This window comes from Actinomadura sp. CNU-125 (assembly GCF_001942465.1).
Taxonomy (GTDB): Bacteria; Actinomycetota; Actinomycetes; order Streptosporangiales; family Streptosporangiaceae; genus Spirillospora.
Window position 1 is genome coordinate 1 of sequence record NZ_MKJY01000123.1, and the last position, 15,008, is coordinate 15,008.

The 15,008-nt window shown below is 73.8% G+C and carries 18 protein-coding genes and 2 pseudogenes; 11 read left to right on the top strand and 9 right to left on the bottom strand.

Annotated features, from left to right (window positions below; genetic code table 11):
- Window positions 1-147 precede the first annotated feature (147 nt).
- Window positions 148-1,026, bottom strand: coding sequence for a LysR family transcriptional regulator (locus tag BJF79_RS16515; protein WP_075898502.1), 879 nt, complete (start codon window positions 1,024-1,026; stop codon window positions 148-150).
- 138 nt (window positions 1,027-1,164) lie between these two features.
- Window positions 1,165-1,398 carry a hypothetical protein gene (locus tag BJF79_RS16520; protein ID WP_075898505.1) on the bottom strand — a complete coding sequence of 78 codons (234 nt, stop codon included), beginning with the start codon at window positions 1,396-1,398 and terminating at the stop codon, window positions 1,165-1,167.
- A gap of 235 nt (window positions 1,399-1,633) precedes the next feature.
- On the opposite strand from BJF79_RS16520, the gene BJF79_RS16525 reads away from it, so the two are divergent.
- A complete protein-coding gene (locus tag BJF79_RS16525; protein WP_075898507.1) occupies window positions 1,634-2,164 on the top strand; it encodes a DoxX family membrane protein in 531 nt (176 codons plus the stop codon).
- A gap of 92 nt (window positions 2,165-2,256) precedes the next feature.
- Complete coding sequence (locus BJF79_RS16530) at window positions 2,257-3,084, top strand: class I SAM-dependent methyltransferase (RefSeq protein WP_075898509.1); 828 nt, start codon at window positions 2,257-2,259, stop codon at window positions 3,082-3,084.
- Window positions 3,085-3,087: 3 nt separating this feature from the next.
- Here the strand turns inward: BJF79_RS16530 and BJF79_RS16535 are convergent, their stop codons facing one another.
- The 3 genes from BJF79_RS16535 to BJF79_RS16545 all read right to left on the bottom strand — a co-directional run bounded on the left by BJF79_RS16535 (window position 3,088) and on the right by BJF79_RS16545 (window position 5,274).
- Window positions 3,088-3,468 (bottom strand): hypothetical protein, encoded by a 381-nt coding sequence (locus BJF79_RS16535; RefSeq protein WP_075898511.1) that lies wholly within the window; start codon window positions 3,466-3,468, stop codon window positions 3,088-3,090.
- Between the two features lie 37 nt (window positions 3,469-3,505).
- On the bottom strand, window positions 3,506-4,285 hold the full coding sequence (locus BJF79_RS16540) for a S1 RNA-binding domain-containing protein (RefSeq protein ID WP_262402121.1): 780 nt from the start codon (window positions 4,283-4,285) through the stop codon (window positions 3,506-3,508).
- 176 nt (window positions 4,286-4,461) lie between these two features.
- The gene (locus BJF79_RS16545) at window positions 4,462-5,274 is read right to left on the bottom strand and encodes a class I SAM-dependent methyltransferase (protein WP_262402122.1); all 813 of its coding nucleotides are present in this window, start codon (window positions 5,272-5,274) and stop codon (window positions 4,462-4,464) included.
- A gap of 71 nt (window positions 5,275-5,345) precedes the next feature.
- Here BJF79_RS16545 and BJF79_RS16550 point away from each other — a divergent pair, with 71 nt between their 5' ends.
- The gene (locus tag BJF79_RS16550) at window positions 5,346-5,939 is read left to right on the top strand and encodes a TetR/AcrR family transcriptional regulator (RefSeq protein ID WP_075898517.1); all 594 of its coding nucleotides are present in this window, start codon (window positions 5,346-5,348) and stop codon (window positions 5,937-5,939) included.
- Here the strand turns inward: BJF79_RS16550 and BJF79_RS16555 are convergent.
- The 3 genes from BJF79_RS16555 to BJF79_RS16560 all read right to left on the bottom strand — a co-directional run bounded on the left by BJF79_RS16555 (window position 5,911) and on the right by BJF79_RS16560 (window position 8,096).
- Window positions 5,911-6,963, bottom strand: coding sequence for an MFS transporter (locus BJF79_RS16555; protein WP_262402123.1), 1,053 nt, complete (start codon window positions 6,961-6,963; stop codon window positions 5,911-5,913). The two genes, BJF79_RS16550 and BJF79_RS16555, sit on opposite strands and share 29 nt — an antisense overlap.
- On the bottom strand, window positions 6,918-7,136 hold the full coding sequence (locus tag BJF79_RS60220) for a hypothetical protein (protein WP_262402124.1): 219 nt from the start codon (window positions 7,134-7,136) through the stop codon (window positions 6,918-6,920). Before BJF79_RS60220 ends, BJF79_RS16555 begins: the two co-directional genes overlap by 46 nt.
- Before the next feature lie 108 nt (window positions 7,137-7,244).
- Complete coding sequence (locus BJF79_RS16560; protein WP_075898520.1) at window positions 7,245-8,096, bottom strand: helix-turn-helix transcriptional regulator; 852 nt, start codon at window positions 8,094-8,096, stop codon at window positions 7,245-7,247.
- A gap of 203 nt (window positions 8,097-8,299) precedes the next feature.
- On the opposite strand from BJF79_RS16560, the pseudogene BJF79_RS65590 reads away from it, so the two are divergent.
- From BJF79_RS65590 to BJF79_RS16580, 3 genes and pseudogenes are all read left to right on the top strand, one after another.
- A pseudogene (locus BJF79_RS65590) lies at window positions 8,300-8,482 on the top strand (alkene reductase); the annotation flags it as partial.
- 361 nt (window positions 8,483-8,843) lie between these two features.
- Window positions 8,844-9,854: an NADP-dependent oxidoreductase gene (locus tag BJF79_RS16575; protein WP_262402125.1), complete on the top strand. Its 1,011-nt coding sequence runs from the start codon at window positions 8,844-8,846 to the stop codon at window positions 9,852-9,854.
- On the top strand, window positions 9,851-10,459 hold the full coding sequence (locus BJF79_RS16580; RefSeq protein ID WP_075898546.1) for an NAD(P)H oxidoreductase: 609 nt from the start codon (window positions 9,851-9,853) through the stop codon (window positions 10,457-10,459). The genes BJF79_RS16575 and BJF79_RS16580 overlap by 4 nt, the downstream gene beginning before the upstream one ends.
- Here BJF79_RS16580 and BJF79_RS16585 read toward each other — a convergent pair.
- Window positions 10,440-10,640 (bottom strand): hypothetical protein, encoded by a 201-nt coding sequence (locus BJF79_RS16585; RefSeq protein WP_075898526.1) that lies wholly within the window; start codon window positions 10,638-10,640, stop codon window positions 10,440-10,442. The two genes, BJF79_RS16580 and BJF79_RS16585, sit on opposite strands and share 20 nt — an antisense overlap.
- Before the next feature lie 207 nt (window positions 10,641-10,847).
- Here BJF79_RS16585 and BJF79_RS16590 point away from each other — a divergent pair, with 207 nt between their 5' ends.
- The 5 genes and pseudogenes from BJF79_RS16590 to BJF79_RS16610 all read left to right on the top strand — a co-directional run.
- Window positions 10,848-11,213, top strand: a complete 366-nt coding sequence (locus tag BJF79_RS16590; protein ID WP_075898528.1) for a DUF1330 domain-containing protein — start codon at window positions 10,848-10,850, stop codon at window positions 11,211-11,213.
- Window positions 11,214-11,327: 114 nt separating this feature from the next.
- Complete coding sequence (locus BJF79_RS16595; protein ID WP_143219973.1) at window positions 11,328-11,567, top strand: hypothetical protein; 240 nt, start codon at window positions 11,328-11,330, stop codon at window positions 11,565-11,567.
- Window positions 11,564-13,789, top strand: coding sequence for a multicopper oxidase family protein (locus BJF79_RS16600; RefSeq protein WP_075898534.1), 2,226 nt, complete (start codon window positions 11,564-11,566; stop codon window positions 13,787-13,789). Before BJF79_RS16595 ends, BJF79_RS16600 begins: the two co-directional genes overlap by 4 nt.
- Entirely contained in the window at window positions 13,708-14,190 is a 483-nt protein-coding gene (locus tag BJF79_RS16605) for a sensor histidine kinase (RefSeq protein WP_262402126.1), read from the top strand. Before BJF79_RS16600 ends, BJF79_RS16605 begins: the two co-directional genes overlap by 82 nt.
- Window positions 14,191-14,263: 73 nt before the next feature.
- Window positions 14,264-14,914, top strand: a pseudogene (locus BJF79_RS16610) (response regulator); the annotation flags it as partial.
- Between the last annotated feature and the right edge of the window lie 94 nt (window positions 14,915-15,008).

Sequence of the window (15,008 nt, forward strand, 5' to 3'; positions counted from 1 at the left end):
GGGAGCTGTCGGCGGCGCCGGGCGCGGGGGGCGAGCCGATCCACGAGTGGCTGGAGCTGCGCCCGTTCCTGACCGAACCCCCCACCATCACCGAGTGACGCCGCCCGGCGGACGAGGCGCCGCGCGCCCTCGTCCGCCGATGCGCGATCACGCGCCGGGGGCGATGCCGAGGACGTCCAGGAACGCGGACGTCGCGGGGCTGCGGCCGAAGCGGCTCCAGACGACGTACTCGACCCGGCCCGGGGCGTCGGTGACCTCGATCGTGGTCACGCCGGTGAGCCGGGGCGCGTAGGCGGACGGGAGCAGCGCCACGCCGAGGTCCTGGCCGACGAGCCGGTCGATGAAGTCCGCGCTGGTCACCTCGAACGCGACGTCGCGTTCCAGACCGGCCGCCGCGAAGGCCAGGTCGGACTGGGCGCGTCCGTACGTCCCGGCGGGGAGGTCGACGAACGTCTCCGACGACAGGCGGCGGAGGTCGACCGACGTTTCGGCGGCGAGGGGGTGGCCCGGGGCCACGACGGCGACGTGGCGGTCGCGGGCGAGTTCGTGGACGGCGACGCCGCGGGGCCGCGAGTTGGTCGGGAGCCCGAGGAAGGCGAGGTCGAGGGAGCCCTGCACGACCTTCTCGACGAGGTCCTCGCTCGCGCCGACGCGCAGGCTGACGCGCACGTGCGGGTACCGTCCGCGGAAGTCGCGCAGCGCGCCCGGGACGTCGGCCGCCGCGACGGTCGTGATCAGCCCGACGGCGAGCCGTCCGCGGATCTCCCCGACGGCCGCGGCGACCTCGGCCGCCGCACGCTCGGCGGCGTCCAGGCACTGGCGGGCGGCCGGGAGGAACGCCTCCCCGGCGGGCGTCAGCCGCACCCGGCGGCTGGTGCGCTCGAACAGCCGCGCGCCGAGTTCCCGTTCGAGCCGCGCGACCTGGTGGCTGAGCGCGGACTGGACGACCAGGCACCGTTCGGCGGCCCGGGTGAAGCTGTTCGTCTCCGCGACGGCGACGACGTAGCGCATCTGCTGGAGCTCCATGGATCGATCTTAGATACAGATCAATCGGGTGGTGCCCATGCATCGGCCTCATTGATTTGCGAGGGAGCGGCCGCCCCCGCCGACGCGGGACGGGGGCGGCCTCCGATCACACCACGGACCGGGTCGGCATCGGCCGGATCAGTACAGGCCCCAGAGTTCGTAGCTGGCCCACGGCGCGGAGCTGCCCTTGCAGTCGTACGCCTGCCAGCCGGACTGCATGCCCGCCTTGCCGGCGGCGTCGCAGCTGGAGTGCCAGTAGAACGTCTGCCCGGTGTTGTGCCAGGACGCGGCGTGGGCGGGCGTGGTGAACGCACCGACCGAGAGCGCGGACCCCGCGAGAGCGGTGACGACGGCGACCTTCTTGAAGATCATGACCCTCCTTGTGACGATCCACAGTGAAGCGACTACATTCTGTGATGAAGCTCGGATGTGACGGTATCCGAGGAATCACGTACAGCGACTCGCCATTCACTCAGGGTCGCTATTTCGGTAGAGACAACTCGCCCCTCTTCGCGTCTTTTGCCCAACGTTGAAATCTAGGCATTGACAAGATGTCCTTCGTCGAGCGAATCTAGTCAGTGACAAGTTCGAGCGAAGGAGGCAGATCATGGGACCGTTGATCGTGTTGATCGGGGGGACGCTGGCCGGGCTCGTCGCGGGCCGGGCGGGGATCCGGCGGCTGCGGCAGTGGCCGGTGGCGGTGCGCGGCGGGCTCGCCGCGATGTTCACCCTGACCGGGATCGCGCACTTCGTCGGCATGCGCCAGGAGATGATCGAGATGGTGCCGCCCGCGCTGCCCGCGCCGGGATTCCTGGTCACCGTCACCGGTGTGCTGGAACTGGCCGGTGCGGCGGCGCTCCTGCGGGGACGGACCGCGCCGTGGGCCGCCGGGGGGCTCGCCCTGATGATGGTCGCCATGTTCCCCGCGAACGTGCACTTGGCGCTGAGCCGGTCGGACCTGCCGTGGGAGGACCAGTTGATCCCGCGCACGGTGATGCAGGTGATCTTCGTGGCGGCCGCGCTCAGCGTTCCCGCGCACCGCGTGCGCGCCCTGCGGCGCGGCGAGGCCGGTGCGAAGCCCGCCGTTGAGTCCGGCACGAAGATCGAGCGCGTTTTGGGTCTTGTTAGGCAAGCCTAAGTTCGCTTAGGTTTGGCGAACCTAACCTGGCGGACGGGGGCGGCCCCGAGGGGCGCGCCCGTCCGCCGACGTCCGGCGGAAAGGCGCTGAGGATGTCCCAGGCCAGACGGGCTCCGGAACTCGGTGAGGTCCAGGAGACCCTGCTCATCCCCCTCTACGCGCGGGCCGTCGAGACGCGCAAGCGGCGCGGGATGCTCAGCGATCCGCGCGCCGTCGAGATGGTCGAGGCGCTGGACTACGACTTCGCGCGGTTCGACGGGGCGCGGAGCCTGCTCGGGTCGAACCTGCGCACGCTGCTGTTCGACGCGTGGGTGCGCGACTTCCTGGAGCGCCACCCGTCCGGGACCGTCGTGGAGATCGGCACGGGCCTCAACACCCGGTTCGAGCGGCTCGACAACGGCACCGTGCACTGGTTCGACCTCGACCTGCCCGACGTCATCGACCTGCGCCGCGAGTTCTTCCAGGACACCGACCGCCGCCGCATGGTGGCGTCCTCGGTCACCGACCCCGGCTGGCTCCGGGACGTCGCCGCCGGCCCGGGGCCCTACTTCCTGGTCGCCGAAGCGGTTCTCATCTACCTCGACGAGGCGGACGTCCGTTCGGTGTTCGAGCTCATCGCCGGACGGCTCCCCGGTGCGAACCTCGCACTGGAGACCGCGTCCGGGCACATGGTCGACAACCAGGACGGTCACGACGTCCTCCGCCTCATGGCGGCGCGGATGCGGTGGCGGTGCGACGACGCCCGCGAGGTCGAGAAGTGGCGCGACGGCATCTCGCTGCTCGACTCGTGCACGTTCCTCAGCCTGCCGGAGCCGGTCCGCCGCGACCTTTCCCGGACCTACCGGCTGATGCTGCGGACGGTCGGCACGATCAAACGCAAGGAGATGGAGTCGTACCACTTCAACCTCTTCCGGCTCTGACGCTCAGGACGTCCGGTCCCGCCGGTTCTCCGCGCGCAGCGCCAGCAGGCCCGTCGCCGCGTACGCGCCGGTGATCGCCGCCAGCCCGGCCGCCGTCGGGCGCGGCACGTCCCCGCGGACCAGGTGGGCGGCCCCGGCCGCGGTGTCGCAGACGTCCACCACCAGGCACAGCCGCCGCCAGCGGCGGCGCGCCTCGGCGTCGCTCAGCAGGTAGCCGAGGCCGAGCGCGACCGCCCGGCTGCCGAAGACCCGGATCAGGTACCTGAGTTCGGGGGTGTCGCGGTCGCCGATGCCCGCCAGCTTGAGGTTGAGGCCGGGCGCGGCCAGCGCGAGCGTCCCCCACAGGACACGGCCGCCCGCCGTGACTTCCAGTGCGCGTTCCATACCGCCGACCCTGTCACCGCCCGCACCCGCGGTTCGATTACCTCCGAGGTAACGGCGCTCGGTCGATTCCGAGGGCGAGGCGGCGGCGGGTGCGGTCCACCTCGCGGACGACCACCTCGATCGTGTCGCCGGGACGGACGGGCCCGTCCGGATCGTCCTCGTCGAGGGAGTCGACGCCCAGTTCGTCCTTGTGCAGCAGGCCCTCGATGCCGTCGGCGACCTCGACGAAGACGCCGAACGGGACGACCTTGACCGCCCGGCCGGTGAGGCGCCGCCCGGCGCGCGTCCCGTCCGCGAACGCCTGGAAGGGGTCGGGACGCAGCGCGCGCAGGGACAGCCGGGCTTCGCCGTTCCACGTGTCGAACTGCAGGAACTCGCCCTCGACGTGCTCGCCGACCGTGACGACGTCGGTCGGCGCCTCGAAGCGCCGCCACGACAGTTCCGGGATCGTCACGAACCCGACCCCCGGGTAGACCGGATGCGGCGGGCCCTCGTCGAGCGCCACGAACACACCGAAGTTCTGGATGTCCGCGACCGTGCCGCCGAGCACGTCGCCCATGCGCTTCGATTTCAGGAACGCCCACAGTTCGGCGTGCTCGGTCGCGGCCGTCGAAAGCCCGATCCGTCCGCTTTCGGCGTCGACGTGCACCACTTCGGCGGTGATCCGTCCACCGATCCGGACGGTCTCCTTCCACCGCGTGGTCCAGCCCGCGTCGAGACCGCCGACGATCGCCGTCGCCGCGGCGAGGTCCCCGTCGAGCCGCACCGTGATGCCCCGGCCGATCTCCACGACCGTGCCCGAGACGATGTCTCCCATCTGTACCGATCTCCACCCGTCCATGCCGAACACCCTTCCGCGGCCGGCGCCCCAAGGGAAGCCGTCCGTCCACGAACGCTCCCATCACGGCCAGTGCGGGGTTCGCCTGGGTTCGTTGATCTGCGCGTGTTGCCCTTATGGGCGCCCGAGTTTGGGCAACACGCCGCAGATCAACATTAGGAGGGGGCGGCCGGGCGGGCGGCGGTCAGGACGAGCGCCGTGTAGCGCATGGTGAAGCTTCCGCCCAGTGCGTCGATCGCCGCGCCGGTGCCGTCGAGCACCTGCGCGAGCGCGTCCGGGGGGAGGCGGGTGAAGGCGCCTTGGGTGGGCATCTGGTCGAGCCATTCGTCGCGGGTGTACGGATGTTCCCACTCGAACCGCCACTGTTCGGGGGCGTCGAAGCCGCCCGCCTCGCGGATGCCGTCGGCGGCCCGGTCGAGCACCGGCCCGTACGTGTCCGGGCCGCTTCTCCCCATGGCCCGGAAGTCGATCGGGGAGTCCGGCATGACGCGGCGGCAGGCGTCCGCGGTCGCGTCGGCCACTTCGGGCGGGAGTTCGAACACGTTCCAGAACGCCGCGAACCGTCCGCCGGGGCGCAGGACCCGTGCCGCCTTGGCCGCACCGGCGCCGGGGGTCACCCAGTGCCAGGCGGTCGCGGCGATGACGGCGTCGAACGTGCGTCCGGCGGGGTCCCAGTCCTCGAACGTCGCGGTCTCGACGGCGAATCCGCCGCTCCGGCGCGCGAAGTCGGCCATCCGGTCGTCCGGTTCGACGCCGAGGATCCGGCAGCCGGACGCCGCGAACTGGCGGGCGGCGATGCCGGTGCCGCAGCCGACGTCGAGGACGTCGGGGCCGGGGGAGCCGGCGACGATCGCCGCCACCATGGCGTCTGGGTAGCGGGGGCGCGTCCGGTCGTAGCGTTCGGTGTCCGCGCCGAACGACTCGGCCATCTGCCGGGCGCGGTGGGGGTCCGTCGGTAGAGTGGGCATGTGCCCACATTAGTGGGCGATCGCCCACTCGTCCAATATTGGAGGGTACGGCGAGGAAAGGGGCGTGGACGGTGCCTACAGGCGTGGCGATCCGGGACGTGCGGCGGCAACTGTTCGACGCCGCCGAGCGGGTGCTCCTGCGGGACGGGCCGAGCGCGCTGACCAGCCGCGCGGTCACCACGGAGGCCGGGTGCGCCAAGGGCGTCCTGCACCGGCACTTCGCCGACTTCGACGCCTTCCTCGCCGAACTGGTCCAGGACCGCGTCGCCGGGATCGGCGTCCAGGCGGCCGCGCTGCGCGCCGCCGCCGGGACCGGCACCGTCGCCGGGCACCTCACCACCGCGCTCACCGACCTGTTCGGGACGGTCGCCGTCGCGATCATCGGCCTCGTGACGTCACGCGACGAACTGCGCGCGCGCCTGCGCGCGGACCGTCCGGTCGGCGTCCCGGTCCTGGCCGAGGCCACCGCGATGATCGCGGGCTACCTCGCCGCCGAACGCGACCGGGGCCGCCTCGCCGCGGACGCCGACGTCGAGACCCTCGCGCCCACGCTCATCGGGGCGGGGCACCTGCTGTTCGCCGACCGGACGAGCGCGCCGCCGGACGCCGCGGCCGTCCGCAAGGTCGTCGCCGCGGTCATCGCGGGAGCGCTCCGGGAACCGTGACCGCCGTCCGGTCGCGGCGGGGGAGCAGCAGCGGCGTCGCCAGGACGGCCACGCCCGCGGCGGCGATCGCCGCGCGGGAGCCGACGGCACCGGCCAGCAGCCCCCACACCGCCGTCAGGGCCGCGGTCGCGACCTTGGCGGTGACCGACCAGGCGGATAGCGTCCGGACGATCCGGTCCGGCGCGGTCCGTTCGAGCCTGCAGGTGGCGAGCACCGGGTTGAACACCCCGATGCAGACGATCAACCCGAGTTCCACGACGGTGACGAGCACCATCCCCGGCACGCCCGGGCCGACGAACGCGAGCCCGAGCGGCCAGCAGACGCGCAGCGTCCCGGCGGTGCGCATGACCCGGTGCGGCCCGAACCGGGCGACGAGCCCGTTCGCCAGCCGCGACCCGATCAGGCCGCCGACGCACGGCAGCGCGAACACCAGGCCGTACTGCCAGGGCGCGAACCCGAGCCCGCCGAGCATCAGCACGGCGAGCAGCGGCGACGTCGCCATGATCAGGCCGTTGACCAGCGTCGTGTTCAGGAACAGCAGGCGCAGCGTCGGGTCGGCCAGGATGTAGCGCCACCCGTCGAGCAGGTCGCCGGCCCGTGCCCGCCGCCCGTCCGGCCGGACGGGACGGGGCTCGCGCGCGTCGATCGCGCGGAGCCACCCGGCCGACAGCAGGTGCCCCACCGCGTTCGCGACCATGGTCGTGACCGGGCCGAACAGCCCGATCGCGGCGGTGCCGAGCGGCGGCCCGAGCGCGGTCGCGGTCCAGGTCGTCGACTCCAGCCGCCCGTTCGCGGCGAGCAGCCGCTCCGGCGGCACCAGCCACTTCAGGTACGCGCCGCTCGCCGCCCGGAACGCGAGCTCGGCCGCCGCGACGACCACCGCCACGACGAGCAGGTGGACGAACGTCAACCGGCCGAGCGCGAACGCGGCGGGCACGCTCAGCAGCGCCACCGCCCGGACGACGTCCATCGCGATCATCACCGGACGCTTGCGCCGGTACTCCGTCCACGGCCCGAGCGGCACCGCGATCGCCGCCCCCGCCGCCGTCCCGGCGCCGCCAGCAGCGACACCGCCGCCGGTCCCGAATGCAGCACCAGGATCGCGATCAGGGCGAACGCGTCGAACGCGAGCCGTGTCCCGAAGGTGCTCGCCGCGTACGCCGCCCAGAACCGTTCGAACCGCCGTCCCGCGTCCATGCCGTCCTCCGCCCGCCCGCCCCGACCGCGAGATCAAAGCAGGGACGCGCGCCGCACCGCCAACAACCACCGCACGAGCGTCCGACAACCCCCGGTTGTACGGGCGCGTCAGGGGGCGGCGGACTCCAGGCGTTCGGCGAGTCGGCGCAGGGCGGCGTGGGACGGGGAGCCGGGCGGCGCCGTCCACAGGGTCAGGCCGCTGAGGCCCGGGTCGCTCGGCAGCAGCACGCGTTCGTAGCTCAGCTCCAGCACGCCGGCGTCCGGATGCCGGAGGCTGAGCTCGCCCACGTCGCCGCTCACCCATTCGTGCACCTCGTGCACCTGCCACAGGCGCTCGAACTCGGTGCTCTGCACGCGCATCACCGCCACGTGGCCGCGCAGGCGCTCGTCGTCCGGGTGCCGGGCCAGGGCGGTGCGCAGGAACGCCACGTTGCGGCGGGCGTGCGCCTCCCAGGTGTCCCCCATGCGCGAGCGCGCGGCATCGCCGAAGAACAGCCAGTGCGACATCGTGCGCCGCTCCCGCGGCAGGACGTCCAGGCCCACGAGTTCGTTCATCAGCGGGTTCCACGCGACGATCTCGGTGTGGTGGCCGATCACCACGGCGGGCGTCAGCACCAGGGAGTCCAGCAGGTGCCGCAGCCCCGGACGGACGACCGGGGGCGCGGCGACGCCGTCGCGCCGCGCGGGCCGGACCAGCCGGTGCAGGTGGGCGCGCTCCTCGCCGGTGAGCCGCAGCGCCCCGGCGATCGCGTCGACGATCTCCGCGGACACGTGGTGGGCGCGGCCCTGTTCGAGCCGCGTGTAGTGGGTGACGCTCACCCCCGCGAGCTGCGCGAGCTCCTCCCGGCGCAGCCCCGGCACCCGCCGCCGCTCCCCGTACGCGGTGAGCCCGACGTCCGCGGGCCGCAGCCGCGCCCGCCGCGACTTGAGGAACCGCCCCAGTTCGTCCTGCCTGTCCATGCGCGAACGGTACCGAAGGCCGAGGGACGTCACGGCCTGCCTGGTCACCGGCTGAGTAGCCAACGCGGGGCACTGGGCCCGCCCGCCGCCGGCCCGCAGGCTGCCGTGCAACACCGATCCACGGGAGGAACGACGTGAACGAGTTCTTCGAGCCGCTGACGATGGGCAAGCTGGAACTGCCCAACAGGCTCGTGATGGGCCCGATGACGCGCAGCCGGGCGGAGGGCGGACTGCCCGGCGGGCTCGCCGCCGAGTACTACGCGCAGCGGGCGTCGGCCGGGCCGATCGTCACCGAGGCGATCCAGGTCAGCGAGATCGGCCAGGGGTACGTCCAGACCCCCGGCCTGCACACCGCCGAGCAGGTCGAAGCGTGGCGGACGGTCACCGGCGCGGTGCACGCCGCCGGGGGCCGGATCTTCGCCCAGCTCGTGCACTGCGGCCGTGTCGGACACCCGAGCCTCTACGCGGACGGCGCGCTCCCGCTCGCGCCGTCCGCGATCGCGTCGGGGGAACGGCTGTTCACCCCGGACGGCATGCTCGACCATCCGGCGCCGCGCGAGGGCGTCGCCGACGCCGTCGCGATGGCGACGCTCTGGCTGGCCAACCCCGACCTGCCGCCCGGATCCGCGCCGGCGGCCCGTACAACGACGCCGACGAGGACACCTTCTACGGCGGCGACCACCGCGGCTACACCGACTACCCCGCGCTCGGCGACCCGGCATGACCGCGGTCGCGGAAGGGAACACGATGACTCTGACCGGCCGCGAGATCCGGCTCGCCGCGCGCCCGGACGGCGACGCCGCCCTGGAGCACTTCGCGCTGGCGACGACCGAGGTCCCCGAACCCGGCGAAGGCCGCATCCTGGTGCGCAACACCTGGATGTCGGTCGACCCGTACATGCGGGGCCGGATGGACGACGCGCCGTCCTACATCCCCCCGTTCGCGCTCGGCGAGCCGCTGGAGGGCGGCGCCATCGGCGAGGTGATCGCCTCCGGGGACGACTCGGTGCCCGTCGGCGCGACCGTTTCGCACTTCCTGGGGTGGCGCGACTACGCGGTCATGGAGGCGTCCGCGGCGACCGTCGTCGACACCGCGCTCGCGCCGCCGACGGCGTACCTGGGGCCGCTCGGGACGACGGGCCTCAGCGCCTACGTCGCCCTGACCCGCACGGCGCCCGTGCGGGACGGCGACACGGTGTTCGTGTCCGCCGCCGCCGGGGCCGTCGGCAGCGTCGCCGGGCAGCTCGCCCGCAGGCTCGGTGCCGCCCGGGTGATCGGCTCGGCGGGCGGCCCGGCCAAGACCGCCCGCCTGGTGGACGACTTCGGCTTCGACGCCGCCCTCGACCACCGGGCGGGCCCGATCGCCGAGCAGCTCGGCGAGGCCGCCCCGGGCGGCATCGACGTCTACCTCGACAGTGTCGGCGGCGACCACCTGGAGGCCGCGATCGACGCGGCGCGTCCGGGCGGCCGGTTCGCGCTGGTCGGTGCCATCGCCCAGTACAACACCGGAACCGCCCCTGGCCCCCGCAACCTCTACACCGCCTACTACAAGGAGCTGACGCTGCGCGGCATGCTGATCAACTCCTACCTCCACCTGTTCCCCGAGTGGATCGGGCAGGCGGCGGGGTGGCTCGCCGACGGCTCGCTGCACACCGAGCAGACCGTGGTGTCGGGCCTGGAGCAGGCGCCCGCCGCGTTCCTCGGCGTGCTGCGCGGCGCCAACACCGGCAAGATGCTCGTCGAGCTGGGGGAACGGTGACGACGGCGCTGCTGGTCGTGGCGCACCCGCGCGCGGACTCGCTCACCGCCCGGGTGGCGGCGCGGGCCGGGGAGCGGCTCGCGGCGGCCGGGTACCGCGTCGACCTGCTCGACCTCCACGCCGAGGGTTTCGACCCCCGGATGACGGCCGCCGACGAGCCCGACTGGACGGACCCCGGGAAGGAGTACTCGCCGGACGCGACCGCCCATATGGGGCGGCTCGCCGCGGCGGACACGGTCGTCGTGGTCTTCCCGGTGTGGTGGTTCGGCCTGCCCGCCATCCTCAAGGGCTGGGTCGACCGGGTGTGGAACCACGGCTTCGCCTACGGCGGCGGCCGTTCCCGCCTCGCGGGCAAGCGCATGGTCTGGATCGGCCTCGCCGGCTACTCCCGCGACCACTTCGCGGAGGCCGGATGGGACCGGTCCGTGGAACACCGTCTGCGGGACGGCATCGCCCGGTTCTGCGGCATCGAGGACGTCTCGGTGCACCTGGTGTACGACACGGTCTCCGGCCGCCCGCACACCGAGCACCTCGCGTCCGCCGCCGCCGCGCTGGACGCCGCCGTCGCCGGGCCGTCCCCGGTGGTCACTTCACGACGAGAGTGAGTTTGCCGAGGTCGGACGCGTCGACGACTTCGTCGTCGAAGTCGACGAGGCCGCCGTTGCCGGTGCCGTCCGGCGCGCCGTACTCGATCGTCGGCCGAGGTTCGGGCGGGGGCGCGGCGGCGGCCGCCGGTGCGGCGGCGAGCAGGGCGCCGACGGTGAGCAGCATGGTGATCGTGCGCATGCGGGGTTCGCCTTCCGGAGAGCGGGGGAGTCGTTGCCCAGTGTATGTGATCGATCACCGAATGTGCCTATCGCCGATCGGTGAGTTGTGCACGGATCACCGCTCGCGTGCGTGGCTCCGGTGCGCACGTCCAGAGTGCTGTGCGGGGTCACGCCCGCCGGTCCGTCCGCCCGTAGAGTCAGAATCCCATTCGGGAGGGAGAGCGACATGGCGGTCGATCCGACCGGTGACGGGCTGAAGCGGTTCCTCGCGGAGGACCCGGGCGGGCCGGTGGTGATGCTGAACCTGCTGCGCTTCCGCGACGGCGGCGAGCAGAGCTACGCCCGGTACTCCAAGACGGTCGGTGAGCTGATCCTCGGACGGTACGACTCCGAGGTGCTCTACTACGGCAAGGGGTCGACGGCGCTGGTCGCCGAGGACGGGCAGGCGTGGGACGCCGTCCTGCTCGTGCGGTACCCGTCGCGGGAGGTGTTCGCGCGGATGGTCGCCGACCCCGACTTCCAGGCCGTCGCGCACTTCCGCTCCGAGGCGCTCAGCGAAGCCGTCCTGCAGGCGACCGTCCCCGTCGGCTGAGGCCCGCGTACACCCGGTGGTGTACCGAAACCGGCACCGCCGGGTGTACGCGTGCCCTGACCTGCCTTCCTACCGTTCTCAGTGTCCGGCTGAAGACAGAGGACGGAGGTCGTCGTGGAACGTGCGAGGGTGCGCCGCCCGGCGCGGGCGTGGACGGGTGCGGGGCTGGTCGTCGTGGGCCTGGCGGTGGCGCTGGGGTTCGCGTTCGTCCCGCCGCAGGTGCTGATCCCCGAACTGATCGGCGATCCGCGCCTGCGTGGATTCCCCGAAGGGCCGGTGGGGTTGTGGCTGGCCGGCATGGGGGTGCTCCTCGCCCTCTCCGGGACGCGGCGGCGCGGCGGGACGGACGAGTGAGGCCGTCCCGCCGCGCCGTCCTGCGCTGGGGCGCGGCGGCCGGGCTGGTGACGGCCGCCCCCGTGCTCGGCTACGGCGGATGGTTGTACGCGGAGGCCGGACGGACGAACGTGGGTTCGCTGTTGTTCCGCAACCGGCTGCGCATACCGCCTCTGCTACGACCCGAACGGACACCCGAAGGCAAGGTCTTCCGCCTACGGGCCGGGGCAGGCGAGAGCGAGTTCCTGCGGGGCAAGAGCACCGCGACGTGGGGGTACAACGGGTCGTACCTCGGGCCCACTCTGCGCGCGCGCAGGGGCGACCGGGTCACGGTCGAGGTCTCCAACGGGCTGGGGGAGACCACCACGACGCATTGGCACGGGATGCGGCTGCCCGCGGTGATGGACGGCGGGCCGCACCAGCCGATCCGTCCGGGAGCGGCCTGGCGGCCGGTGTGGACGATCGACCAGCCCGCGGCGACGCTCTGGTACCACCCGCACCTGCACGGACGGACGGCGGAGCACGTGTACCGGGGCATGGCGGGGCTCTTCGTCGTCGACGACGGCGAAGACCCGGGGCTTCCGTCGGAGTACGGCGTGGACGACGTCCCGATCGTCCTGCAGGACAAGAGGTTCCACGAGGACGGCTCGCTCGACTCGTCCGGGATCCGCTTCCAGGGGCTGTCGGTGACGGGGCTGCTCGGGGACGAGATCCTCGTCAACGGCACCCACGACCCCTTCCTGGAGGTGACGCGCACGCGGGTGCGGCTGCGGATCCTGAACGCGTCGAACGCCCGCGTCTACGACGCCGGGTTCACCGACGGCCGCACGTTCGCGCTCGTCGGCACCGACGCGGGCCTGCTCGCGGCGCCCGTCCCGCTCCGGCGGATCATGCTGTCGCCGGGCGAGCGCGCCGAGATCGTCGTGCCATTCGCGGCGGGGGAGCGCACCGTGCTGCGCAGCCGCCCGCCGCGGCTGGGCGCGAACCCGGTGTACGAGCGGCTGGCGGGCGGCGACGACACGTTCGACCTGCTGCAGATCCGGGCGGCGCCGCGGCTGGCGGAGTCGCCGCCGGTGCCCGCGCGGCTCGCGGACGCGCCGCCGGTCCCGGCCGGTCCGGGGACGCGCACCCGGTCGTTCGTCATGAGCGACTTCACGCTGAACGGCCGGACGATGGACCATCACCGGATCGACCAGGTCGTGGAAACCGGGGCCGTGGAGATCTGGGAGGTGACGAACGCGGGCGGCTTCCCCGGCAACGGGCTCCCGCACAGCTTCCACGTCCACGAGGCGGGATATCAGGTGCTGGACGTCAACGGGCGGCGGCCGCCGCCGCACCTGCGCGGACGCAAGGACACCGTGTTCGTCCCGCCCCGCACCACGGTCCGGCTGGCGATGCGGTTCGGCCCCCACTCGGATCCGGTGCACCCGTACATGTACCACTGCCATCTGCTCGCCCACGAGGACGCGGGAATGATGGGACAGTTCCTGGTCGTGTCGCCTGAAGACCGACACAAGGTGCACGCGGCCGATCGGACATCATTGACCCATGGCCTCGGCAACGCGGAACCGGACGGTCCTCGCCGACGCCGCCGTGGCGGCCGGCGTCGGGATCGCCGTGGCGCTGACGGCCGTCCGCGCGGACGAACCGGGCGGCAGGTCCCCCGAACTGGCCGGGTGGCTGCTCGCGCTGGCGGTGGCGGGACTCCTGCTCGTCCGGCGCCGGTTCCCGGTGGGCGTCCTCGCCGGGCTGGCGGTGCTGACCGTCGCCTACAACACGGCCGGCTTCTCCGGGATCGGCTTCACCTGGCCGATGCTCGCCGGCCTCTACACGGCGGCCGCCGCCGGGCGCCTCGCGACCGCGGCCGCGGTGGGCGCCGCGCTCGCCGTCCTCGACACCGGCTGGCTGCTGCTCGCCGACCGCCTGCCGCTGCTGCCGGTGCTCGGCATGGCGCTGCCGGACGTCGTGGTGACCGGTCCTCGCGGTCGCGCTCGGCGACGCGGTGCGCAGCAGGCGGCGGCTCGCGGCGGAGACGCGCGAGCAACTGCGGCGCGTCCGGGAGGAGAAGGAGCGCCAGGTGCGGCAGGCGGTCGACGAGCACCGGCTGCGCATCGCCCGGGAGATCCACGACGTCACCGCGCACACCCTCGCCGTCGTCGCCGTGCAGATCAACGTGGCCGCCGACGCGCTCCCGGACGAGCCCGCCGAGGCGTCCCGCGCGCTGGAGACGGCCCGCGAGGTGAGCCGGGAGGCGATGGGCGAACTGCGCGGCGCCGTCCGGGTGCTGCGCGCCCCCGGCGACCCCGCCGACGCGCCGCCGGTGCCCGCGCCGCGCCTCGCCGACCTGCCCGGCCTGGTCGACGGGTACCGGGACGCCGGGCTGACGGCCGTCCTGCGGGAGACGGGCGCGCCCCCGCACGTTCCGGCGACCGTCGGGCTGACGGCCTACCGGATCGTCCAGGAGGCGCTCACCAACGTGGTCAGGCACGCGGGCGTCGCACGGGCCGAGGTGGACGTCGAGTACGGGCCCGGCGCGGTGCGCATCCGGTCGGCGTCGACGGGGCCGGCGGCGGACGCGGGACCGGAGACGGGCACGGGCTCGCGGGGCTGGCGGAGCGCGCGGCGGGCGTCGGCGGCACGCTGACGGCGGGCCCGGGCCCGTCCGGCGGGTGGGTCGTGGACGCGCCGATGCCGGTCGGGGAGGGGCCGTGACGGGGCTGCGCGTACTGATCGCCGACGACCAGCACCTCGTCCGCGCGGGCCTGCGCAGCCTGCTGGACCGGGCGGACGACATCACGGTGGTCGCCGAGGCCGGGGACGGCCTGGAGGCGGTGGAGCTGACCCGGCGGATCCGCCCCGACGTCGTCCTGATGGACATCCGGATGCCGGGCATCGACGGGCTGGAGGCGGCCCGGCGGATCATCGGCGACCCCGGACTGGCCGCCGTCCGCGTTGTCGTCCTCACGACGTTCGTGATGGACGAGTACATCTTCGCGGCCCTGCGCGCCGGGGCCGCCGGGTTCCTCGCCAAGGACATCCGCCCGGACGAGCTGCGCGCCGCCGTCCGGGTCGCGGCGGCGGGCGAGGCGCTGCTGACCCCCGAGGTCACCCGCCGCGTGATCGAGCACTTCTCCCGGGCCCCCGAGCCGCCCCGCCCGGACGGCCGGCTCGCCGCGCTGACCGGGCGGGAGCGCGAGGTCATGGCGGCGGTGGCGGCCGGGGCGAGCAACCGGGAGATCGCCGAACGCCTGCACATGAGCCCGCTCACCGCGAAGACGCACGTCACCCGGATCATCGGAAAGCTCGGCGTCCGCGACCGCGCCCAGGTCGTCGTCCTGGCGTACGAGGCAGGCCTAGTCCGCCCCGGCGCCCCCGGCGGCTCCGGCGCCCCCGGCGACTCCGGCGGCCGGCCGGATGACCGGCGGGGCGGCGGTCGGGTGGCGGCCCGGGTGACCGGCCGGG